This window comes from Micromonospora sp. CNZ296, assembly GCF_007827635.1.
Map to the genome: position 1 here is coordinate 359,702 of NZ_VISW01000002.1, position 22,152 is coordinate 381,853.

The window sequence follows — 22,152 nt, forward strand, 5'->3', positions numbered from 1 at the left end:
ACGAACCGCCGGTCCAACGCGGACATCGCCGCGGCCAGCGCGTCCGGGCCGTCGGCGGCGGCCACCGCGTCGCGCAGGTCGCTCACCGTCGCGAGGTCGCCGAGCACCCGCTCGCGGACCGTGTCGTCGCCGATCGCGGCGAGCTGCTCGCGCAACGCGTCCTCGGCGGTGAGGTCGACCGGCAGGTCGAAGCCGATCCGCAGCACGCCGCGCCCGGCCAGGTCGTCGAGCTGCGCGTGCACGTCAGCGGCCCGGCGGAAACCGCTCGCCGGGTCCGCGAGCAGCGCGGCGACCAGGTCGGCCACGCGCGGTCCGCGCCGCGCCAGCGCGAGCAGCGCGGCCGTCGCCGCCGGGAGCGTCTGCGGTGGATGGTGCGGATGCCGCAGCACGCGGTCGCGCAGGCTCAGGTGCGGGGCGAGCCGCACCGGCAGCCAGTCCCGCACGCCGGGCACCCGGGCGAAGGCCTCCGCGAGCGCGTCCAGGCCCCACCGCTCCAGGAACACCTTCCGGGTACGCGTCAGCGCCGCGCCGGGACGCACCGTCGCGACCGGACCGCTGCCGCCCAGCTCGGTCCAGCAGATCGGGCCGAAGAAGCCCACCGTGTCGTTCTTCAGGCAGTACCGCTGCCAGTACTTCGCGACGACCTCCTCCCGGTGCCGCCGGCGCAGATTGCGCGGGGCGTGCGGGCCGTCGCGCCGGATCGCGTCGACGGCGAGCAGGACCGCAGGGTTCTGCCAGGTCAGCGCCGTACGGAAGGCGTCGTCGCAGGCGATGTCGTAGACCGCCTGCCCGAGGTCGGCCGCGGCGGCGTCGAACGCCGCAGCGAACTCCGCGGCGTCGCCGTCCCCGCGCAGGTGCCGGTCGGCCGCCTCCGCGAGCGCCGGAGCGGCGAACCGGCTCATCCCGTCAGCCGGAAAACCGGCCGACCGGAGCAACGCGGAACGCCATACGTGCCAACGGGTTCCGGGCAGGGACGTGAGATGCTCTCGGGGCATGGGGAATGGTAAGCAGCGGCGGATCTGCGGCGGGACGGTCGAGCATGAGCTTCGGGCTGGTGTCCTTCGGTGAGGCGCTCGGCGACCCGGCGCCCGTCGCCGACGTGGTGGCGCAGTACACCGACGACGTCACCCGCGTCCTCGGGTACGGCTACCGGCGGGTGCACCGCGCCGCGCCGGACGTCGGCCTGACCGACCTCGCCGAGCGGGCCGCCCGCCGCGCCCTGGACGCCGCCACGCTGCCCGCCGCGCAGGTGGACCTGCTGGTGCTCGCCGTCACCGACCTCACCGAACACCTCTACTGGGACGCCGCCGCCGACCTGGCGTACCGGCTCGGCGCGGCCGGCGCCGAAGCGGTGCTGCTCACCCAGGCGTGCACCACCGGCGTGCTCAGCCTCGACACCGTCGCCGGCAAGTTCGCCACCCACCCGGAGTACGCCACCGCGCTCGTGGTGGCCGCGAACCGGACCTGCGAGGCGTACTGGAACCGGATGGACACCCAGCCGATGGTGTTCTCCGACGGCGCGGTGGCCACAGTGGCCCGGCGCGGGCACCCCCGGCTGCGCTGGCAGGTCACCGAGGCGGCCACCGACGGCCGCTACGCCGGGTTCTACCGGCTCGACGGCGGTGGCGCGGCGGCGCCGTTCGCACCCGGCGCCGAGCCGCCCGCCGCCCGCGACGTGTGGCACGTGATGGAGTTCTTCGACTACGACCCCGAGCAGTTCGCGCAGTACGCCCGCCACCTCGACGAGCGGATGGTGCGGGTCACCGAACGCGCCTGCGAGCGGGCCGGCGTCACAGTCGCCGACCTGGCGCGGCTGATCCTGGTCGCCGACAACGAACGCGCCATGACGTCGCTCGCCGAGGCCCACAAGGTGCCGCCGGAGCGGACCAACCGGGAGCTGGCGGCCGAGTACGGGCATCTCGGCGCGGCGGATCAACTGTTCGGACTGAGCCGCCTGTTCGGCGCCGGTGAGCTGCACGACGGCGACCGGGTCGCGTTGATCTCGTTGGGCCGGGGCACCCACTGGGCCTGTACGATCATCGAGGTATGAGCATGTCCAGCCGGCTGGTGCGGCTCGTCGCCGACGTGCTGGAACTGCCCGTCGACCAGGTCGACGCGCAGACCGGCCCCGCGACCAGCGCCGCGTGGGTGAGCCTGCGTCACCTCCAGATCGTCGCGGCCGTCGAGGACGCGTACCGGATCTCGCTGACGCCCCGGGAGATCCGGACCGTGCGGTCGGTGGCCGACCTGCGCGCGCTGCTCGCCCAGCGGGGTGTGCCGGAGTGACAGCCGCGCCGGCCCCGCTCGACGACGCCGACCTCGACGCGGGGCTGCTCATCCGCCGCTTCGAGGAGCACCTGCTGCGCCTGTACGCCGACGGTCACCTCGCCGGCACCACGCACACCTGCCTCGGCCAGGAGTACGTCCCGGTCGCGCTGGCCCCGCTGCTGACCGGCGACTTCGTGTTCAGCAACCACCGCGGCCACGGGCACTACCTGGCGCACTGCGGCGACCCGGAGGGCCTGCTGGCGGAACTGCTCGGCCGCGAGGGCGGGGTGTGCCACGGGTACGGCGGCAGCCAGCACCTGCGCCGGGACCGGTTCCTGTCCACCGGCGTGCAGGGGGAGAGCCTGCCCGCCGCTGTCGGCGTGGGGCTGCACCTCAACCGCACCGGGCAGGACGCGATGGTGGTGGCGTACATCGGCGACGGGACCTGGGGCGAGGGCGCTGTCTACGAGGCGCTGAACATGGCCGCGCTGTGGCAGGTGCCGCTGCTCGTGGTGGTCGAGCACAACCGGATCGCCCAGTCCACCCCGACCACCGCGCAGCTCGCCGGCACCATCGCCGGCCGGGTCACCGGGTTCGGCATCACCGTCAGCGAGTCCGAATCGCTCGACCTCACCGAGGTACGCGCCGCCGCCGCGCCGCACGTCGAGCGGGTCCGCGCCACCCGGACGCCGCACGTGCTCGTGCAGCACACGGTCCGGCTCGGCCCGCACAGCAAGGGCGACGACACCCGGCCCGCCGGCGAACTCGACCGGCTGCGCCGCCTCGACTGGCTCCAGCGGTACGCCGAGGCGTACCCGGAGCGGTTCGCGGCCGCCGACGCGCGGGCCCGGCAGCGGGTCGCGGAGGTCTCGGCCGAGGTGCTGGCCCGGCCGCTCGCGCGCGGAGCGGCGGCGTGACGCGCGCCGAACGGGTCAGCCGCAACCTCAACCGGGCCCTGCACGCGCTGTTCGCCGCCGACGAGCGGGCCTGGCTGCTGGGGGAGGACGTCGCCGACCCGTACGGCGGGGCGTTCAAGGTGACCCAGGGGCTCTCCACCGCCTACCCGGACCGGGTGCTGTCGACGCCGCTGAGCGAGAACGGCATCACCGGCGTCGCGGGCGGCCTGGCGTTGTGCGGCGACACAGTGATCGTCGAGATCATGTTCGGGGACTTCGCCGGTCTCGCCTTCGACCCGATCCTCAACCTGATCACCAAGTCCGTCGCCATGTACGGCGAGCGCACCCCGATGCGGGTGGTGATCCGCTGCCCGGTCGGCGGCGGGCGGGGCTACGGCGCGACGCACAGCCAGAGCCCGCAGAAGCACTTCATCGGCATCCCGCACCTCGCGCTGTACGAGCTGTCCCCGCTGCACGACGCGGCCGACGTGCTGGCCGCCGCGCTGCGCCGCGACGAACCGGCGATGCTGTTCGAGGACAAGGTCCTCTACACCCGGCGGCGGTACGTGGACGGCCGCGTCGACGACCGCCTCGCCTTCGAACTGCGCGGCGCGGACGGCAACTGGGCCCGCGTCCATGACCCGGACGCCACCGGCGCGCCCACGCTCGTCATCGCGCCGGGCGGGGTCGCCGACCGGGCGATAGCCGCCGCCACCCGGGCCGCCGAGCGGGGACGTACGGTCGAGGTGCTGGTCCCGGCGCGGCTCTACCCGGTGGACGTGGACGGCCTGCGCGACCTGCTCGACGGCGCGCACGGCGTGATCGTCGCCGAGGAGAGCACCGCGGGCGGTACGTGGGGGAGCGAGGTCGCCGCCCGCCTGCACGCCGAGGCCTGGCCGCTGCTGCGCGGCCCGGTAGAGCTGGTCAGCTCCGCCGACCGGGTCATCCCGTCCGCGCCGCACCTGGAACGGACGGTGCTGCTCGGCACGGAGGCGATCCTGGACCGGATCATGCGCCTGCCCGCCGCGGTTTCGGTGCCGCGCACCGATTCCTCGCCTGCCGGTCCGCCGCCGCCGGATCCGACCTCGGCGGCGCCGTCGGGCGTCCCGGTGGACGTACCCCGGCTCAACCCCAACGACGACAGCTACGTGCTGCTGGAATGGCTGGTCGCGGACGGCGCCACGGTCGAGGCCGGTGAGCCGATCGCGGCGGTCGAGACGTCCAAGGCGATCGAGGAGCTGGCCGCGACACAGGCCGGCGTGCTGCGCCAGGACGTGGCCGTCGGCGCCGACTGTGCGCCGGGCGCACCCATCGGCCGGATCCTGCCCGCCCCGGTGCCGCTGCCGGCCGTGCCCGCCCCGGTGCCGCTGCCGGCCGTGCCCGCCCCGGTGCCGCTGCCGGCTGTGCCCGCCCCGGTGCCGCCGGGACGGCCGCTGCCACCCGCACAGCGCCGCATCGCCGACGTGGTGGCCACCTCGCACCGGGAGATCCCGGTGGCCTTCACCGCCGTGCGCGTCGACGTGACGGCCGCGCTCGCGTACGCCCGCCGCGCCGCCGACGAGACCGGTGCCGCGGTCGGCCTGACCGAGGTCGTCATCGCCGCCGTGGCCGCGCTGCACGAGCGGTTCCCCGCTCTCTACGCCCGGCTCACCGACGACGGCCTGATCCTCGACGCGGAAGCGCCGTCGATCGGGCTCACCGTCGACGTCGGCACCGGACTGTTCCTGCCGGTGATCCGGGACGCGGCCGGGCTGGACCTCGGCGACCTCGCCGACGCCGTGGTCGCGCTGCGGATGAAGGCGCTGCGCGGCCGGCTCCGCGAGGAGGACATGGCCGGCATGAACCTCCTGGTCGCGCTCAACGACACACCCGGCGTCACGGTGGCCCGGCCGATCATCCCGCCCGGCGTCACCTGCGCCCTGTCGGTGCCGGACGTGCACCGCGAGGTCGTGCTCGACGGCGACGGCGGGGTACGCGAGCGCACGGTGGCGGACCTGGGCCTGGCCTACGACCACCGGCTGGTCAACGGGGCGCAGGCCGGGGCGTACCTGGCCGCGCTCGGCGACGCGCTGCAACGGTGAGGAGGCCCGCCCGGGGCGCGTGACCTGCGTTACCTCTCGCCGGGACGGGAATGTGATCACCGGGGGCGCATTTGACTCACTGTGTGAGTGCCGCACCCTCCCGCGCCCGGTCGCACGACCGGGCCGGGACGCCCCAGACGACCGATGCCGCCCCGACGCCCACCCCGGGCGACCTGATGAGCCGGAGCCGGCGGCTCAAGCTCGTGCTGGTCCTCGGCTCGCTGATCGCCGTGGGTCCGCTGACGATCGACATGTACCTGCCCGCGCTGCCCGCGATCGTCACCGACTTCGCGACCACGTCGGCGGCGGTCCAGTTGACGCTCACCGGCACGCTCGCCGGGCTCGCCGTCGGGCAGTTGCTGATCGGGCCGTTGTCGGACGCGGTCGGGCGGCGCCGCCCGCTGATCGCCGGTCTGCTGCTGCACATCGTGGCGTCGGCGCTGTGCGTGGTCGCCCCGAACATCGCCGTCCTGGGCGTCCTGCGCGTCGTGCAGGGCCTCGGTGTCGCCGCGACCGCTGTGGTGGCGATGGCTGTGGTGCGTGACCTGTTCACCGGGTCGGCGTTCGCCACGATGCTGTCCCGGCTGCTGCTGGTGATGGGCGCGGCACCGGTCCTCGCCCCGACGCTGGGCGGCGGCGTGCTGCGGTGGACCGACTGGCGCGGTGTCTTCGTGGTCCTGGCCGTCTTCGGGGTGCTGCTCGTCGCGCTGGCCACGCTCGCGCTGCCGGAGACGCTGCCGCCCGCGCGCCGCCGGCGCGGCGGAGTCGTCGCGACCGTGATGACGTACGGCGGGCTGCTGCGGGACCGGGTCTTCGTCGGCCTCGTCCTGGTCGCCGGGCTCGCGATGGCCGCGCTGTTCGCGTACGTCGCGGGCTCGTCGTTCGTGCTGCAGGACGGGTACGGGCTCGACGAGCAGGAGTTCGGCCTGGCGTTCGGCGCGGGCGCGATCGGCCTGATCGGCGCCACCCAGTACAACGTGCGGCTGCTGCGGCGCTACCCGTCGCAGTGGATCCTGGTGACCTCGCTGGTGGCGGGCACGGTGGCCGGGCTGGCCCTGGTGGTGTTCGCCGCGACCGGCTTCGGTGGGCTGCCCGCCCTGCTGGTGTCGCTGTGGCTGGTGCTGGCGGCGGCGGGCCTGGCCATGCCGAACGCCCCGGCGCTGGCGCTGTCCCGTCACGGCGAGGCGGCCGGCACCGCGTCCGCGCTGCTCGGTGCGGTGCAGTTCGGCGTGGGCGCGGTGGCCGCGCCGCTGGTGGGCGTGCTCGGCACCGGCGCGGTGGCGATGGCGCTGGTGGTGGCCGGCGGCATGGTGGCGGCGCTGGTGGTGCTGCTGGTGGTCGTGCGGCCGTCCCAGCTGGCCGGACTGGAGGCGGCGCCGGCGGTCGCCGTCGCGCACTGACCGGGCCGCCCGGATCGCACCGGGTGCGCGCGGTGCCTACGCTGCTGCCATGACCGCCCCGGCCCGCATCCTGGTCGAGGGGATCCACGGCTCCGGCAAGTCGACGCTCGCCGCGCATCTGGCGCAGCGGTTCGGCCTGCCCTGGCATCCGGTCGACGACCTGCTGTGGGAGCCCGGCTGGGTCGAGGTGCCGGTGGCGGAGCAGCGTCGCCGGATCGAGGCGATCTGCCGGCGCGACAGCTGGATCCTCGACGGCGCGTACCACGGCTGGCGGGACGTGGTCCTCGGCCGCGCCGACCTGGTGATCGGCCTGGACCTTCCGCGCGGGGTCTCGTTCCGGCGGCTGCTGCGGCGCACGCTGCAGCGGCTGGCCGGCGGGGAGCTGATCTGCAACGGCAACCGGGAGACGCTGCGCAGCGTGCTGTCCCGGGACTCGATCCTGGTGTGGCACCTGACCGGGTTCGGCCGGACACGCCGACGCCTGCGGGCCTGGGCGGCCGACCCGGCCGGACCGCCGGTGCTGCTGTTCGGCGACCAGGCCGCGCTCGACGCCTGGCTGGCCCGCGGAGCGCCGCTGCCGCCGCATCCCGGTCCGGACCGGGGCGGCCTGCGGCCGCTGACGTGACTACATGGGGAAGCGGCCCCGGCGCCACTGCCAGTGGCGACCGGCCCGGAGGTGGTCGATGACCGCGCGCTGGAGCACGGTACGGCGCGGCAGCCGGTCCAGCGGCGTGTCCAGGGTGCGGAACACGAACCGCAGCACCTCGACGTCGCCGTCCAGCCCGGGTTGTTCCTGGTAGGGCTCCAGCGTGAACCGCCGCTGGAACCGGACGATGTTGGAATCCTCCGGCAGGTACTCGCGCAACTGCGGGTCGAGCAGCCAGGAGCCGCAGGAGAACGCGGTGTAGCGCTCGCCGGGGAAGTGGCGCGGGAAGAACGCGCGGGCCCGGTCCAGCGACGCGTCGACCGCCTCCGAGGTCAGCGGTCCGGCGTCCGGGATGTGCAGGTCGATCGCCTCGGCGTCGCCGCGCTGGTGCTGGAGCCGGCCCAGCTCGTAGAGGCCGCCGCGCGCGTGCAGTGTCAGCCAGCACTGCATGACCGGCCAGCCCTCGCCGTTCATCCGCCTGTCGACGGCGAGGTTGTTGCCCAGGTCGGCGAGCGTCGCCCAGGACACGTCGTCGGGGACGCCGTGGTCGCTGTGGTAGGCCCGGACGACGTCGACCAGCGCGAGGTACGCGTACGTGTAGAGGTGCCGCCAGGCCGGGCCCCGTTCGCGGGGCAGCGCCGGGCCGGGCGGTAGCCAGGCGTGGCCGCCGAGGTCGGCGCGGACCAGGGCGATCGAGCGGTCGAGCAGCCAGCGCAGCTCCGGGGTCCACAGTGGCGAGCCGGGCTCCGGCCAGCCCGCCAGGATCTCGGCGGCGTCGTCGGGGCGGACCGCGAGCCGGGCCAGCAGGGCGGGCGCGTCCGCCCGGTCGGGCAGCGGCGCGGAGGGCCGGTCACCGGCGAGCCGGTGAACCCGGTCGACCTCCTCGGCGGGCACGCCGAGCCGGCCGGCGACGTCATCGACATCCATGGCGGTGACGCTACCGGCCGGCGCCTGCCCCGACAGCCCCGTGCGTGCTCAGCGGCGTTGCTGGCACGGCACGCAGAAGCGGGCCGAGGGCAGGATCTCCAGGCGGGCGGTCGGGATGTCCTGCCCGCACCGCTCGCAGACGCCGTACGTGCCCTCGGACATCCGCTTCAGCGCCTGGGCGGTGTCCGCGACGCCCTGCCGGGCGGTCTCGATCAGCCGGCGCAGCGTGTCCGGGTCGTGGCCGCCGTAGTCGGGCTGCCGCGTGTGCAGCGTCAGCTCGGTGAGCTGGTCGGTGTACTCGCCGAACTGCCGGTCCAGCAGTTCGCGCAACGTGTCGGTGCGGTCGAGGGCGTGCGTCATGATCAGGCGCTCCTTTCCGGGCGGCGCTGGGTGTCGTGCGGGTGTCGCAGGGCCGAGATGGCGGCCATACCGGCGCCGGTCAGCGCGGCGGTACGGGGTGACGCGGCGCGGTGCACCGTCGCGCCGAGCGTGGCGACCAGGCGGGCGGTCACGTCGGGCCGGGTGGCGCCGTCACCGATGACGATCGGGCCACGGGCCAGCGCGTCGCGGACCAGAGGCCGCAGTGTCGCGTCCTGACGCAGCTCGCGTACCAGCCGGGAGGTGGTGTCGGCGAGCATGGCGGCGGTCGTCGCGTGGTTGAGGTCCCGGGTGCCGACCTCGGCCCGGCGGGCGGCGACCACCCGGCCGTCCTCCAGCAGCGCCACCTCGGTGAGCTGGGCGCCGATGTCGGCGACCAGCAGGGTGCCGGCGGCGGCGCCGGCGCCGATGGCGCCCGCCCGGACGCTGTCGAGGAACAGCAGCCGGGACGGCGCGAGCACGGCGGTGAGCACGCGGCGCGTCGCCTCCTGCTCGGCCGGCGCGGCGAGCACCGGACGGCAGGCCACGACGAGCGCCCCGACCGGGACCGGGGTGCGGTGGTCGCGCAGGATCCGGCGCAGCTCGGAGACGCAGGCCGGACCGTCGACGATCCGGCCGCGCCGGACGACCGGGCTGCGCAGGCCGTGACCGAGCGGGACGCTCAGCGTCCGGCCCGGTCCCAGCCAGATCCGCAGCAGGCTGCTGCCGAGGTCCACGGCGATCGGCGCCGCGTCGACTGTGACCGGCGGGCGGCTGCCGTGGGAGCGGCCGATCAGCATGCCGGTACGGGCCGGAGGGCGAATGGCTGTGACAAGGTGCGGCATACCGACCTCTCTCGGATCAGGGTGCCCAACCGGGCGGTGGACGGTGCGGGGAAGGGGCGTGGCCGGGGCCGCGGGCGTCGGATTCACTCGACGACGCCGGCGGCCGGGGGCTCAGACGCGCTTCTGGTCGCCGCTCGCAGATCGGGACGCGAGGAGTCCGGCGGACACCGGTGGCGGAGCCATCGACGTGCGGGTCATGCTCACCACCTCCTCGCTGCTCGGGTACCGCCTCGGACCTCCAGCGTCGCCTGGAACACCACGCGCGGCAGTGCACGCCACCGGCCAACAAAGGGCGCAATGATTGCCGGTGGCCGGAACCCGGATCCGCCCGTCCCCCGTGGCTATGGTTGACACATGGAGAACGCGAGCTCAGCTCGAACGTCCACCGCGTCGCCCTAGCGCCGGCCGGCTCCGGCGGGCCCCACGGCGGCCGCGTCCGAAGGAGGTCCCCGTGATCATCGAACGTACGACCCTCCCCGGCATCGGGGTCCGGCACACGCTGACCACGGAGGAGGGCCGCCGCATCGGCGTGATCGACTACCAGGTCGGCGGCCGGCGCGACGTCGTCCACGACGACCCGGACGACCCGGACCGCATGGTCACGCTCACCCTCACCCGCGACGAGGCGTCGGCCCTGGCCAACCTGCTCGGCTTCCCGGAGCTGGTCGCCGTACCGGCCTGAGCCGCCTGTCACACCGGCGGCGGACCCGGACCGGCGGCGGCGCTATGCCGGCAGCGGCCGGCGCGGCCAGTCCAGCGCCCGCGCGCCGAGCACGGCGGCGTGCAGCGTGAACCGGTCCCGCGCGTCGGCGGGGTCGTAGCCGCTCAACGCCCGGATCCGGGCCAGCCGGTAGGTGACCGTGCGCACCGACACGTGCAGCCGGCGGGCGGCCTCGGTCGACACCTCGCCGCAGGCGAAGTACTCGTTCAGCGTGTCCAGCAGCGGCTCGGCGCCGCCGCGCGCCTGGGCCAGCGGCGTCAGCACCGCCCGTACCAGGTCGACCATGGCGGGCTGGTCGCGCAGCAGCACCCGGTAGATCAGCAGGTCGTGCGCATCGATCACGGATGCCTCGCTGTGCAGGCGCCGCGCCGTGGTGAGCGCCTCCCGGGCCTCCTCGTACGAGCGGGCGATGCCGTAGACGCCCGGGTGCGGGCGGCCCACCGCCACCTGCCACGGCCGGCCCCGCACCAGCCGGTCCAGCTCGCCGTGCATCAGCGTGCCCAGGTTGCCGGTCGCTCCGGCGCCGCGGCCCCGGTCGGCGGTGACCGGGTCCGCCGGGGCGACCACCACGAGCAGCCCTTCCTTCGTGGCCACCAGCACGTCCCGGTCACCGAGCCGGTCGAAGATGACCCGCTCCAGCGCGCTGATCGCCGCCTCCGTGTCCGGCAGCCGCCGGCCGGGCGCGGCGAGAGCGACCTGGTGCACCCGGGCCAGGTCCAGGCCGAACGGCTCGGCCCGTTCCACCAGCCCGCCCAGGTCGGAGTCGCCGCGCAGCAGGTCGTCGACGAGTTCCCTTCGCAGCGACTCCTCGCGCCGGACGAGTTCCCGGCGGGCCACCGCGTACCCCTCGGCGAGCGTGGCCACGGCGGTGTCGACCACGTGCAGGACGGCGTCGGCGGCGGCGCGGACCGCCTCGCTGTCGTCGGACCGGTCCAGGTGGGGAAGCTGCCGCCAGACACGCCGCGCCGCGGACAGGTAGAGGCGTACCGCGCGGCCGGCGGAGATCCCCTGCTCGGCCGCGCGCCGGCCCAGCGCGCCGACCGCGTCGAGTTCGGCTCGGCGGGGACGGCGGCCGGTCACCGCCGCGTCGGTCAGCAGCCGCAGGTAGTCGCCGAGCAGCTCCACCGGCACGCCGCCCGCGTCGGCACCCGCCTCGCGGGCCACCTCGGCCAGCCACTGCTCGTCCTCGCCGCCCGCCACCGGTGCCGGCCGGCGGACGTTGTCGGTCATCGCGGTCTCCCCGGACGGGGCCGGCACCGGACGCCGGCCCACCGCACCAGCCTAGGCGGCGGGTCCGGCCGGTCCGCCGGTCATCCCCGCGACTGTGGTTCCGGGTCGATCACCAGCGCCGGGCCGGTCCGCCGCCCGCCGCGAGGGCCGCGGGTCAGCAGCTGCGCCGTCCGCGCCGGGTCGTCGCCTGCGGCCACCTGATCGAGTACGCGCAACCAGCGCTCTCCGTGCGCGTCGGTGAAGCCGGTGCCGACGACGGCGATCCGGCGGCCGGTGACCGGGCCGGGCGTGGCGCGTCCGGCCGGTTCCGTCGACCCGATCGCCGGCCCGTCCGGCACCCCGGCGGGTTCGGCGCGGTTCCCGGCTGCGACCACGAGATCCGGCGATCCGCACCGCACCGCCCGGACCGCCCCGGCGCGGTCCACGTCCACGATCGTGGCACGCAGGTGACCCGCCGGGGCGAGATCGCGTACCACCCGGTCGAGCGCGTCGACCAGGTGCGGCACTGTGCGCCGCGGTCCGGCGGCGGCCCGGCGGAACGCCTGCTCGATCGCCCGGCGTCCGGCGGGGGTGTCCAGCGCGGCGCCGCTGACCGTGCCGAGCAGGACACGCAGTCCACCGCCGCGGACCGGGACGGCGGCGCCGATCTCGCCGGCGGTGCCGCAGATCGCCAGCGCGGCGCTCCCGGCCCCGGCCGGCACGGTGAACACGGCGACGTCCGGCGGCGCGGCGGCGCGCGCCACGGTCGCGGTACGCGTCCGGCGGCGGGCCCAGGCCAGGACCGGCACCGCGGCCAGGCCGGCCGCCGAGGCGAGCAGCGCCTGCGGGTCGCTGCGGTGGCCGGGGATCACCGGTACGACGACTGATAGCGCGACCAGCACGCCCGCCCACGCCGACACCAGCGCCGCCACCCGGGGCCGGGCCGAGACGCCGAGCAGGCCGGGCAGCAGCACCCAGCCGACCGGCGTGCTGACCTCGGCGAGGCCCATCAGCATCGCGTTCCCGGTGGTGCCCGCCAGGGCGGCTCGCATCGGCAGCACGCCGACCACCCTATCGGGGCGACCGCCGGACGCCGACCGGTGTACCGGGCGGAGTGAACCTCACTCCTTACCCGAAACAGAGCGGAGCCGACACGACACGTTCGCGTGATTCTCTCGACATACCGCCTCGCCGGATCGCCGGTTAGGGTTGACGTACCGCAGGTCGATCTTGAGGAGTGTGTGTGCTGGTTCTGGTGGCGGTCCATGCGTTCGCAGCCGTGACCGCCCCCGTGCTGGTACGCCTCCTCGGTCGGCGGGCTCTCTACCTGCTGGCGGCCGTCCCGGCGGCGGCCCTGATCTGGGCGGTGACCCGCACCGAACCGGTCCGTGCGGGCCGGCCCGTCGTCGAGACCGTCACCTGGGTGCCGCAGCTCGGCCTGGAACTCGCGCTGCGCATGGGCACGCTGTCCTGGCTGCTGGTGCTGCTCGTCGGTGGGGTCGGCGCCCTCGTGCTGGCCTACAGCGCGCGCTACTTCCGCTCCGACGACCCCGGCCTCGGCCGGTTCGCCGCGGTGTTCGTCGCGTTCGCCGGCGCGATGCTCGGCCTGGTCGTCTCCGACGACCTGCTGCTGCTGTACGTGTTCTGGGAACTCACCACCGTCTTCTCGTACCTGCTGATCGGCAGCGACCCGACCAAACGGGCCAGCCGCCGCGCGGCGATGCAGGCGCTGCTGGTGACCACACTGGGCGGCCTGGCGATGCTCGCCGGGTTCGTGATGCTCGGCCAGCACGCCGGCTCGTACCGGTGGTCGGAGATCGCCGGGAACCTGCCCGAGGGCGGCTACCTCACCGTCGCGCTGGTGCTCGTCCTGCTCGGCGTGACCAGCAAGTCGGCGATCTTCCCGTTCAGCTTCTGGCTGCCGCGCGCGATGGCCGCGCCCACCCCGGTCAGCGCGTACCTGCACGCCGCCGCCATGGTCAAAGCGGGCGTCTTCCTGGCCGCGCTCATGGGCCCGGCGGTGGGCCAGACCACCGTGTGGCGCGGCGTCCTGCTGGCCGGCGGCCTGATCACCCTGTTCCTCGGCGGGTGGACGGCGCTGCGGCAGGTCGACCTGAAGCTGCTGCTGGCGTACGGCACTGTGAGCCAGCTCGGCCTGCTCATGGTGATCCTCGGCGCGGGCACCCGCGACACCGCACTGGCCGGCGCCGCGATGCTGCTGGCACACGCCCTGTTCAAAGCCACACTGTTCCTCGTCGTCGGCGTCGTCGACCACGTCACCGGCACCCGCGACCTGCGCGAACTCAGCGGCCTGGGCCGGCGCGCCCCGGTGCTCGCGGCGGTCGCCGGACTCGCGGCCGCCTCGATGGCGGGCCTGCCGCCGCTGATCGGCTTCGTGGCCAAGGAGGCCGCGCTCGAGGCGTTCCTGCACGGCGGCACCACCGAACTGGTCGTGCTCGCCGGAGTGGTGACCGGCTCGGCGCTGACCGTCGCGTACACCGCGCGGTTCCTCTGGGGCGCGTTCGCCGCCAAGCCCGGCGTCGCGGAGACCCGGCCGCACCGGATCGAGCCGGCGTTCATCGGCCCGGCGGCGGTGCTCGCCCTCGCCGGCCTCGCCGTCGGCGTCCTCGCCCCCGCGGTGGACCGGGTGCTGGCCCCGTACGCCGATCAGTTCCCGACCGCCGACCCCGGCTACCACCTGGCCCTCTGGCACGGGCTGACCCCGGCGCTCGGTCTGTCGGCGCTGGCGGTGACCGCCGGTCTCGGGCTGTTCCTGCTGCTGCACCGGCGCCGACCCTACCTGCCGCGGCTGCCCTTCGACGGCGCCACCGGCTACGACCGGCTGGCCGGCGCGGTCGACCGCGCCGCGGTGGAGCTGACCGGCGCCACCCAGCGCGGCTCGCTGCCCTTCTACCTCGGCGTCATCCTGCTGGTCCTGGTCGTGCTGCCCGGCGGCGCGGTGCTCGCCGGCGCGCCGTGGGCCCGCCGGTTCCAGCTCTGGGACACCCCGTTGCAGGCCGTCGCCGGCGCGGTCATCGTGGTCGCGGCGGTGGTGGCCGCGCGGGCCCGCCGCCGGCTGACCGCGATGATCCTGGTCGGCGTGACCGGCTACGGCACGGCGCTGATGTTCATCCTGCACGGCGCGCCCGACCTCGCGCTCACCCAGTTCCTGGTGGAGACCGTCACGATCGTGATGTTCGTGCTGGTGCTGCGCCGCCTGCCGCGCCGGTTCTCGGCCCGCCCGATCCGCGCCACCCGGCGGTTCCGGGTCGCGCTCGGCGTCGCCGTCGGCGTGGTCACCGCCGGGATGGCGTACGTGGCGGCGGGCAGCCGGACCGCCACGCCGATCTCGGTCGGCTTCCCGGAGGAGGCCGTCTCCTACGGCGGCGGCAAGAACGTCGTCAACGTGACGCTCGTCGACATCCGCGCCTGGGACACGATGGGCGAGATCGCCGTGCTGGTGGTGGCCGCCACCGGCGTGGCCAGCCTGATCTTCCGCCGCTCCCGCGCGCTGGACCTGCGCAGCGGCATCCCCGGCGCGGGCCGGCAGCAGTCGTCGCGCCCGCGCTGGCTCACCACCGGCGCGACCTCCCGGCAGCAGTCGGTGATCCTCCAGGTGGTCACCCGTCTGCTGTTCCACGCCATCCTGCTGTTCTCGATCTACCTGCTCTTCTCCGGCCACAACGCCCCCGGTGGCGGGTTCGCCGCCGGGCTGGTCGCCGGGCTGGGGCTCGCCGTGCGATACCTGGCCGGTGGGCGTACCGAACTCAACGGCGCCGCGCCGGTCGACGCCGGCCTGGTGCTCGGCGCGGGCCTGTTCGTGGCGGTCGGCACCGGCGTGGCCGCGATGCTGCTGGGCGGCGAGTTCCTGCAGAGCGCGACGCTCGATTTCCACCTGCCGCTGCTCGGCCACGTGCACTTCGTGACGTCGGTCTTCTTCGACGTGGGCGTCTACCTCATCGTGGTCGGCCTCGTCCTGGACATCCTGCGCAGCCTGGGCGCCGAGATGGACCGCCAGGAGGAGGTCGACGAACAGGAGACCGAACCGGCCGGCGTACGGGAAGAGGAGCTGGTGTGAGCCCGAACATCCCCAACCTGGTCTACGTCGTGGTCATCGGCGTCCTGTTCGCCACCGGCGTCACCCTGCTGCTGGAACGCAGCCTCACCCGCGTCCTGATGGGGGTCATCCTGCTCGGCAACGGCGCCAACCTGCTGCTGCTCACCGGCGGCCGGGCCGGCGGCCCGCCGATCGTCGGCACCACCGCCGAGGAGGACATGTCCGACCCGCTGCCGCAGGCGATGGTGCTGACCGCGATCGTGATCACGCTCGGCATGACCGCGTTCCTGCTCGCGCTGGCCTACCGGAGCTGGCACCTCAACGGGCACGACGAGGTGCAGGACGACGTCGAGGACCGCCGGATCATGGAGCTGGCCGACCGGGACGAGGGCCCGGGCACCTCGGACACCGACGGCGTCGACACCGCCGACGGCAGCCCCGAGGCGCGGGTGCTCGCCGCCGGTGAGGCGGAGGCCGTCCGATGACCTGGCTCGTACCGCTGCCGGTGGTGATGCCGCTGCTCGGCGCCGCCCTCACCCTGCTGCTCGCCCGCCGGGCCCGCGCCCAGCGGTGGGTCAGCATCATCGTGCTCACCGCCACCGTCGCGGTGGCCGCGATGCTCCTGGTCCGCTCGTCGCTGGACGGCCCGCTCGTGGTGGAGGTGGGCGGCTGGGTGGCGCCGATGGGCATCGTGCTCGTCGCCGACCAGCTCGCCGCGCTGATGCTCGTCGTGTCCGCCTCGGTCACCCTGTGCGTGCTCGTCTACTCCATCGGGCAGGGCATGGCCGACGGCAACGAGGAGACGCCGCTGTCGGTCTACCACCCGACCTATCTGGTGCTGACCGCGGGCGTCTGCAACGCCTTCCTCTCCGGCGACCTGTTCAACCTCTACGTCGGCTTCGAGATCCTGCTCGTGGCGAGCTACGTGCTGCTGACGCTGGGCAGCACCGAGACGCGGATCCGGGCCGGCACCACGTACGTCGTGGTCAGCCTGCTCTCGTCGCTGATCTTCCTGGTGGCGATCGGCCTGGTCTACTCCGCCACCGGCACGCTGAACCTGGCGCAGCTCGCCGACCGCCTGGACGCGCTGCCCGACGACATCCGCCTGGTGCTCCAGGGCATGCTGCTGCTCGCGTTCGGCATCAAGGCGGCGGTGTTCCCGCTGTCCGCGTGGCTGCCGGACAGCTACCCGACCGCGCCCGCCCCGGTGACGGCGGTCTTCGCCGGCCTGCTCACCAAGGTCGGCGTGTACGCGATCATCCGCACCGAGACGCTGCTGTTCCCCGGCGGCCGCACCGCCGACCTGCTCATGGTGATAGCGGCGCTGACCATGGTGGTGGGCATCCTCGGCGCGGTGGCGCAGTCGGACATCAAACGGCTGTTGTCGTTCACGCTCGTCAGCCACATCGGGTACATGCTGTTCGGGGTCGGGCTGACCACCCCGCTCGGCCTGTCCGCGGCGATCTTCTACGTTGTCCACCACATCACCATCCAGACCACCCTGTTCCTCGCCGCCGGCCTGGTCGAACGACGCGGCGGCAGCACCGCGCTGGACCGCCTCGGCGGGCTGGCCCGGCTGTCACCACTGCTGGCGGTGCTGTTCTTCGTGCCCGCGCTGAACCTGGCCGGCATACCACCGTTCTCCGGGTTCCTCGGCAAGCTCGGCCTGGTGCAGGCCGGCGTCGACGACGGCGGGTTCCTGGCCTGGTCGCTCGTCGCCGGGGGACTGCTCACCAGCCTGCTCACGCTCTACGCCATCGCCCGGGTGTGGAACCTCGCCTTCTGGCGGGCCCCGCACGCGGACATGCCGGAGCCCGGTGACGCCGACCAGGCGGCCCGCACCGACGGCGCCGAGCAGCCGCACGACGGCCCGGCGCCGGCCGGGGCGGTGCTGCCCCGGCTGATGACGGTGTCCACCGCCGCCCTCGTAGTGCTCGGCCTGGCGCTGACGGTGGTGGCCGGACCGCTGTTCGACATCAGCACCGACGCCGCCGACGACCTGTTGCGCCGTGCCCCGTACGTCGAGGCCGTGTTCCCGGAGGGACCGCCGTGACCAGTCAGCCGAAAGCGCCACTGACCCGCCGTGACCGCTGGCGCAACCGGGCCGTAGCGGTGACCGGCCTCGTCACCGTCTGGGTGCTGCTGTGGGGCACGTTCAGCTGGGCCAACGTGATCAGCGGACTCGTGGTCGCTGCCGTGCTGCTCGTCGTCTTCCCGCTGCCCCCTGTCACGTTCGCCGGCCGGATCCGGCCGGTGCCGCTGCTGCGGTTCCTGGTCCGCTTCCTGTACGACCTGGTGGTCGCGTCCGCCCAGGTGGCCTGGCTGGCCGTCCGGCCCGGGCACCCGCACTCGGCGATCATCGCGGTGCGCCTGCGGGTGAACACCGACCTCAACCTGACCCTCAACGCCGAGGCGCTGTCGCTGGTGCCGGGCAGTCTCATCCTGGAGGCCGACCGGAGTACCGGGACGCTCTACGTGCACGTCATCGGCATCCGGAGCCCCGACGAGGTGGAACGGTTCCGGCGCAGCGTGCTGGAGCTGGAGGCGCGCATCGTCGCCGCCGTCGGCTCGGCCGAGGAGCGCGACCGGATCCGCCACGACGAGGCCGAACCCGCCGGTTCGGTCGAACTGGAAGGAGCACCGACGTGACCGTCGTCGCCGTGATCGTCACCGCGCTGCTCGTCGCGGCCGGTGGACTCACCCTCGTCCGCATCATCCGCGGGCCGTCCATCCTCGACCGGGCCGTCGCCACCGACGTGCTGCTCGCCGTCGCGGTCGCGGCCATCGCCACCGAGGCGGCCTACAGCCGGGACGCCACAGCGCTGCCGGTCCTCGTCGTCCTCGCGCTCGTCGGCTTCGTCGGCTCGGTGAGCGTCGCCCGGTTCGCGTCCCGGAGAAGCCCGAAGTGACCGCCGACGCGATCCTGGACATCGTCGCCAGCGTCTGCCTGATCGCCGGCGCCCTGCTCTGCCTCGCCGCGGGCATCGCGCTGGTCCGCTTCCCGGACGTGCTGTCACGCATGCACGCGGCCGCCAAGCCGCAGGTGCTCGGGCTGCTGCTGGTGCTGCTCGGCTGCGCGCTGCGGCTGCGTACCGGGGTGGACATCACCACGCTGGTCCTCGTCGGCCTGTTCCAGCTCGCCACCGCCCCGGTCGCGGCGCACATGGTCGGGCGGACCGCGTACCCGCACGACGACATCCGGCGGGACCTGCTGATCACCGACGAGCTGGCCGACCACATCGACCGGATCCGCGCGGACCGGGCCGGTGAGCCGGAGGAGACGGCGCCGGTCCGCACGTCCTGACACTCCGTACGAGCGCCGAGGCAGGGGAGCCCATGAGCGGCACGGTCTACGAGAACGCCCGCATCCACACCCTCGACCCGGACCGCCCGTACGCCGAGGCGATGCTGGTCCGCGGCGAGCGGATCGTCGCCGTCGGCGACCTCGCCGAATGCCGGGACCGGGCCGGCGGCGGCGCGCGCCACGTCGACCTCGGCGGGATGGCCGTGCTGCCCGGCCTGATCGACAGCCACATCCACGCGGCGTCCTACGTGCGCGGGCTGGACCAGGTGGACCTGCGCGGCACGGCGAGCCTCGACGAGGCGCTGACCCGGATCGCGGGACACGCCGCCGCGCTGCCGCCGGACGCCTGGCTGCTCGGCGGCGGGTGGGACAGCAACAGATGGACCCGGCCGGTGCAGCCGGCCCGCACCGACCTGGACCGGGTCTGCCCGGACCGGCCGGCGGCGCTGCCGAGCATCGACGGCCACACCATCTGGGTGAACAGCGCCGCCCTGGCCCGCCTCGGCATCGACGCCACCACCCCCGACCCGCCCGGCGGGCAGATCGCGCGGGACGAGCACGGCGAGCCGACCGGCATCCTGCGCGAGGCGGCGGCCGACGCGGCGTACGCGGTGGTGCGCTCCCCGCACGCCGGTGACCTGGTGGCGCAGCTCCGCGTCCACCTGCCCCGGCTGCTCGCCGCCGGCCTGACCGGCATCCACGACCTCGACGGGCAGGACGCCCGTGCCGCCTACGAGACGCTGTACGCCCGGGGCGAGCTGCCGCTGCGGGTGCACAAGACGATCCCCGCCACCGCCCTGGACGAGGCGATCGACGCCGGCTGGGCCACCGGCGACGGAGACCGCTGGCTGAGCACCGGCCCGGTGAAGATCTTCACCGACGGCGCGCTCGGCTCGCACACCTGCCTGATGACCGAGCCGTACGACGGCGAGCCCGGCAACCACGGCATCGCCGTCACCCCGGCCGCGGAGTTCGAGCGGCTGGTGGCGACCGCCGCCGGAGCCGGGATCGCGGTGGCGGCGCACGCCATCGGCGACGCGGCGAACCGGATGGTGCTGCGGGCGTACGCGCGCTGGCGCGAGTCGGCCGGTCCGGGCCCGGTGGCGCGGCTGCGGCACCGGATCGAGCACACCCAGCACCTGCTGCCGGACGACGTGCCGCTGCTCGCCCGCCACGGCGTGATCGCCTCGATGCAGCCCACCCACTGCACCAGCGACATCCCGCTCACCACCCGGATGCTCGCCGGCCGGGGCCTGGCCTCGTACGCCTGGCGCAGCCTGCTCGACGCCGGGGCCACAGTGGCGTTCGGGTCGGACGCCCCGGTGGAGGACCCCGACCCGTTCTTCGGCATCCACGCCGCGGTGACCCGCCAGCAGCCCGACGGCACCCCGCCCGGCGGCGTCGACCCGCACGAGCGGCTCGACCTGGACACGGCGCTGCGGTGCTTCACCGAGGCCGGCGCGTACGCCTCCTACGAGGAGCACCTGAAGGGCCGGTTGCGCCCCGGCATGCTCGCCGACTTCATCGTGCTGCCCACCGACCCGTACCGGGTCGAACCGGCGCGGCTGCGGGACCTGACAGTGGCACTGACGGTGGTCGGTGGCGTGGTCCGCTGGCAGCGCTGACCGTGTCCCGCCCGGACGACGCCGTCCGGGCGGGACACGGCGGTCAGGCGCCCTTCACCCAGTCGAGGCTGAACCGGGCGAAGTAGATGCCGCCGGTGTTGCCCACCTCGTACAGGTTGCCGACCGTGCCGTCGGCCAGGACCGCCATCGTCGAGTAGCCGGCGCCGCCGGGCTTGACCAGCGCCCGCGCCGGCCAGGTCGCGCCGTCGTCGGTGGACAGCCGTACGGTGAGGTCGTTGCGCGCGGTCGGGTGCGCGTTGTTGCTGAACAGCGCCGTGCGGGTGCGTACCGGCGCCCGGTTCGCGCCGACCTCGGCGGGGCGCAGGTAGGACATCTCGTCGGCGTTGCACAGCGGGTCGGGCAGCAGGGCGCTCGCCGTCGCCGTACCGAACGTCGCGCCCCCGTCGGCGGAGGTGGCGTAGAACCGGCTGCGGGTCGAGTTGTGCCGCATGTTCTGCACCACCGCGCCGGTGCCGCGCTCGATCGCCTTGCTCTCGTTGATGTTCCCGCCGGCGGATCCGCCGCGGCGCCAGGTCACGCCGTGGTCGTCGCTGTAGATGTTCGCGGCGTGGCTGGTGCCGGCGGAGTCCCGGTAGGCGATCGGCTGGATCAGGCGGCCGGTGCTGGTCTGGATGCCGTGGCCGGAGGAGAAGAACACCTGCCGCCAGGTGGGGTCCTTGACCGCGGGGTTCAGCTCCACCGGCGCGCTCCAGGTGGCGCCGTTGTCCCGGCTGGTGATGTAACGCAGATGCATGCTGTTCGGGTCGTCGGCGGTGTTCAGGCCGGAGCCGCCGGACCAGAAGCTGATGCCGGGCCGGGGGGAGTAGGTGAAGAAGCAGTAGACGACGCCGGTGGCGCGGTCCACGAGCAGGCTGGGGTCGCCGACGCCCTCGCTGGTGGTGGGCGGGGCGTGGATGACGCGGGGCTGCTCGAAGGTACGGCCGCCGTCGGTGCTGCGGATCATCACGATCTGGATGTTGTTGGTGCCGCCGCCGAGGTCGTACGAGCCGTTCACGCGCGCGTCGGCCACGGCGACGACGGTGCCGTTGTTGGTGACGGCCAGGCCGGGGATGCGGACCGAGGCGACGGTGCCGTCGTACCGGCCACCGGCTCCGTTGAGGTCGCGGATCACCGTCTGCGTGGTCAGCAGCGTGGTGGTGGCGAGCTGCGGGTTACCGGCGGCGAGGTCGCAGGAGGTGGTGCCGCGCAGCGTGGTGTCGAAACCCGGCGCGGTGACCCGCAGCGTGTACGGGGTGCCGGCGCCGACGGTCCAGTAGTGCAGGTAGTTGCCGCCGGCGGCGACGGTGCGGGTCCACGGCGAGCCGGTGCGTCCGGGCCAGGTGACTGTGAAGTCCCGGGCCGTCGTGGTGCGGTTCTCCAGGGCGAGCTGGAGGCGGCCGTTCGTGCAGTCGAAGCCGGCCAGCGCGGACATGCCGGTGCCGCAGTGGAAGATGCCGCTGGTGGTGTCGTCCAGACCGGTCGGGGTCGTGGTGCGCAGCGTGTACGGCGTGCCGGGGGACAGCGTCCAGTACAGCTCGGCGCTGCCACCGGCGGCGACCGTGCGGGTCCACGGCGAGCCGGTGCGACCCGGCCAGGTGACGGTGTAGGTCTGCGTCGTGGCGCTGCGGTTGTCGAGGTCGAGCAGCAGCCGGCCGGCGGTGCAGTCGGCGCCGACGGTGGCGGTCACACCGGCGGGGGCGGCGGCCTGGGCGGCGGTGGCGGGCAGTACGGAGAGCAGGGTGAGGGCGGCCGCCGCGAGGACGGTTGCGCGGCGCGGTATGGCGCGGCGAGGGGACACGTGGTTCCTTCCGGGGAC

General features: G+C 74.6%; 21 protein-coding genes (1 of these 21 running past the window's edge). 14 read left to right on the top strand and 7 right to left on the bottom strand.

Features of this window, described 5'->3' with window-relative positions; translation table 11 throughout:
- Positions 1 to 902 carry the beginning of a lantibiotic dehydratase family protein gene (locus tag FB455_RS04415; protein WP_486481497.1) on the bottom strand. It extends 1,321 nt beyond the left edge of the window, so only the first 902 of its 2,223 coding nucleotides appear in the window; its start codon is at positions 900 to 902; its stop codon lies off the left edge, out of view.
- A 137-nt stretch (positions 903 to 1,039) separates the two neighbouring features.
- Between FB455_RS04415 and FB455_RS04420 the strand changes: the two genes are divergently transcribed.
- The 6 genes from FB455_RS04420 to FB455_RS04445 all read left to right on the top strand — a co-directional run bounded on the left by FB455_RS04420 (position 1,040) and on the right by FB455_RS04445 (position 7,270).
- Positions 1,040 to 2,050, top strand: coding sequence for a 3-oxoacyl-[acyl-carrier-protein] synthase III C-terminal domain-containing protein (locus FB455_RS04420; RefSeq protein ID WP_145752331.1), 1,011 nt, complete (start codon positions 1,040 to 1,042; stop codon positions 2,048 to 2,050).
- Positions 2,047 to 2,286 carry an acyl carrier protein gene (locus tag FB455_RS04425; RefSeq protein WP_225319539.1) on the top strand — a complete coding sequence of 80 codons (240 nt, stop codon included), beginning with the start codon at positions 2,047 to 2,049 and terminating at the stop codon, positions 2,284 to 2,286. Before FB455_RS04420 ends, FB455_RS04425 begins: the two co-directional genes overlap by 4 nt.
- Positions 2,283 to 3,185 carry a thiamine pyrophosphate-dependent dehydrogenase E1 component subunit alpha gene (locus tag FB455_RS04430; RefSeq protein ID WP_071095471.1) on the top strand — a complete coding sequence of 301 codons (903 nt, stop codon included), beginning with the start codon at positions 2,283 to 2,285 and terminating at the stop codon, positions 3,183 to 3,185. Before FB455_RS04425 ends, FB455_RS04430 begins: the two co-directional genes overlap by 4 nt.
- Positions 3,182 to 5,245 (top strand): 2-oxo acid dehydrogenase subunit E2, encoded by a 2,064-nt coding sequence (locus tag FB455_RS04435; protein WP_145752333.1) that lies wholly within the window; start codon positions 3,182 to 3,184, stop codon positions 5,243 to 5,245. The genes FB455_RS04430 and FB455_RS04435 overlap by 4 nt, the downstream gene beginning before the upstream one ends.
- Before the next feature lie 176 nt (positions 5,246 to 5,421).
- Positions 5,422 to 6,645: a multidrug effflux MFS transporter gene (locus FB455_RS04440; RefSeq protein ID WP_013477159.1), complete on the top strand. Its 1,224-nt coding sequence runs from the start codon at positions 5,422 to 5,424 to the stop codon at positions 6,643 to 6,645.
- 49 nt (positions 6,646 to 6,694) lie between these two features.
- Complete coding sequence (locus FB455_RS04445) at positions 6,695 to 7,270, top strand: P-loop NTPase family protein (protein WP_071095465.1); 576 nt, start codon at positions 6,695 to 6,697, stop codon at positions 7,268 to 7,270.
- Here FB455_RS04445 and FB455_RS04450 read toward each other — a convergent pair whose 3' ends face one another.
- The 3 genes from FB455_RS04450 to FB455_RS04460 are packed head-to-tail and all read right to left on the bottom strand — an operon-like array spanning position 7,271 to position 9,420.
- On the bottom strand, positions 7,271 to 8,218 hold the full coding sequence (locus FB455_RS04450; protein WP_013477157.1) for an acyltransferase domain-containing protein: 948 nt from the start codon (positions 8,216 to 8,218) through the stop codon (positions 7,271 to 7,273). It lies immediately after the preceding gene.
- Between the two features lie 48 nt (positions 8,219 to 8,266).
- Complete coding sequence (locus FB455_RS04455) at positions 8,267 to 8,578, bottom strand: TraR/DksA family transcriptional regulator (protein WP_013285817.1); 312 nt, start codon at positions 8,576 to 8,578, stop codon at positions 8,267 to 8,269.
- A 2-nt stretch (positions 8,579 to 8,580) separates the two neighbouring features.
- Positions 8,581 to 9,420 carry a rod shape-determining protein gene (locus FB455_RS04460; RefSeq protein ID WP_013285818.1) on the bottom strand — a complete coding sequence of 280 codons (840 nt, stop codon included), beginning with the start codon at positions 9,418 to 9,420 and terminating at the stop codon, positions 8,581 to 8,583.
- Between the two features lie 451 nt (positions 9,421 to 9,871).
- On the opposite strand from FB455_RS04460, the gene FB455_RS04465 reads away from it, so the two are divergent.
- Complete coding sequence (locus tag FB455_RS04465; RefSeq protein WP_013285820.1) at positions 9,872 to 10,102, top strand: cation:proton antiporter regulatory subunit; 231 nt, start codon at positions 9,872 to 9,874, stop codon at positions 10,100 to 10,102.
- A gap of 42 nt (positions 10,103 to 10,144) precedes the next feature.
- Here the strand turns inward: FB455_RS04465 and FB455_RS04470 are convergent, their stop codons facing one another.
- Positions 10,145 to 11,371 carry a PucR family transcriptional regulator gene (locus tag FB455_RS04470; RefSeq protein WP_013285821.1) on the bottom strand — a complete coding sequence of 409 codons (1,227 nt, stop codon included), beginning with the start codon at positions 11,369 to 11,371 and terminating at the stop codon, positions 10,145 to 10,147.
- 80 nt (positions 11,372 to 11,451) lie between these two features.
- Positions 11,452 to 12,402: a hypothetical protein gene (locus FB455_RS04475; protein WP_114921250.1), complete on the bottom strand. Its 951-nt coding sequence runs from the start codon at positions 12,400 to 12,402 to the stop codon at positions 11,452 to 11,454.
- 191 nt (positions 12,403 to 12,593) lie between these two features.
- Here FB455_RS04475 and FB455_RS04480 point away from each other — a divergent pair, with 191 nt between their 5' ends.
- The 7 genes from FB455_RS04480 to FB455_RS04510 are packed head-to-tail and all read left to right on the top strand — an operon-like array spanning position 12,594 to position 20,336.
- Complete coding sequence (locus FB455_RS04480; protein ID WP_013285823.1) at positions 12,594 to 15,428, top strand: Na+/H+ antiporter subunit A; 2,835 nt, start codon at positions 12,594 to 12,596, stop codon at positions 15,426 to 15,428.
- On the top strand, positions 15,425 to 15,892 hold the full coding sequence (locus FB455_RS04485) for a Na(+)/H(+) antiporter subunit C (protein ID WP_013285824.1): 468 nt from the start codon (positions 15,425 to 15,427) through the stop codon (positions 15,890 to 15,892). Before FB455_RS04480 ends, FB455_RS04485 begins: the two co-directional genes overlap by 4 nt.
- Positions 15,889 to 17,460, top strand: coding sequence for a Na+/H+ antiporter subunit D (locus FB455_RS04490; RefSeq protein WP_013477154.1), 1,572 nt, complete (start codon positions 15,889 to 15,891; stop codon positions 17,458 to 17,460). The genes FB455_RS04485 and FB455_RS04490 overlap by 4 nt, the downstream gene beginning before the upstream one ends.
- Complete coding sequence (locus tag FB455_RS04495; protein ID WP_013285826.1) at positions 17,457 to 18,056, top strand: Na+/H+ antiporter subunit E; 600 nt, start codon at positions 17,457 to 17,459, stop codon at positions 18,054 to 18,056. The genes FB455_RS04490 and FB455_RS04495 overlap by 4 nt, the downstream gene beginning before the upstream one ends.
- Positions 18,053 to 18,316 carry a monovalent cation/H+ antiporter complex subunit F gene (locus FB455_RS04500; protein ID WP_013285827.1) on the top strand — a complete coding sequence of 88 codons (264 nt, stop codon included), beginning with the start codon at positions 18,053 to 18,055 and terminating at the stop codon, positions 18,314 to 18,316. The genes FB455_RS04495 and FB455_RS04500 overlap by 4 nt, the downstream gene beginning before the upstream one ends.
- Positions 18,313 to 18,711 carry a monovalent cation/H(+) antiporter subunit G gene (gene mnhG / locus FB455_RS04505; protein ID WP_013477152.1) on the top strand — a complete coding sequence of 133 codons (399 nt, stop codon included), beginning with the start codon at positions 18,313 to 18,315 and terminating at the stop codon, positions 18,709 to 18,711. The genes FB455_RS04500 and mnhG overlap by 4 nt, the downstream gene beginning before the upstream one ends.
- 32 nt (positions 18,712 to 18,743) lie before the next feature.
- Positions 18,744 to 20,336 carry an amidohydrolase gene (locus FB455_RS04510; protein WP_145752336.1) on the top strand — a complete coding sequence of 531 codons (1,593 nt, stop codon included), beginning with the start codon at positions 18,744 to 18,746 and terminating at the stop codon, positions 20,334 to 20,336.
- A 43-nt stretch (positions 20,337 to 20,379) separates the two neighbouring features.
- Here FB455_RS04510 and FB455_RS04515 read toward each other — a convergent pair whose 3' ends face one another.
- Positions 20,380 to 22,134, bottom strand: coding sequence for an exo-alpha-sialidase (locus FB455_RS04515; RefSeq protein WP_053065335.1), 1,755 nt, complete (start codon positions 22,132 to 22,134; stop codon positions 20,380 to 20,382).
- Positions 22,135 to 22,152 lie beyond the last annotated feature (18 nt).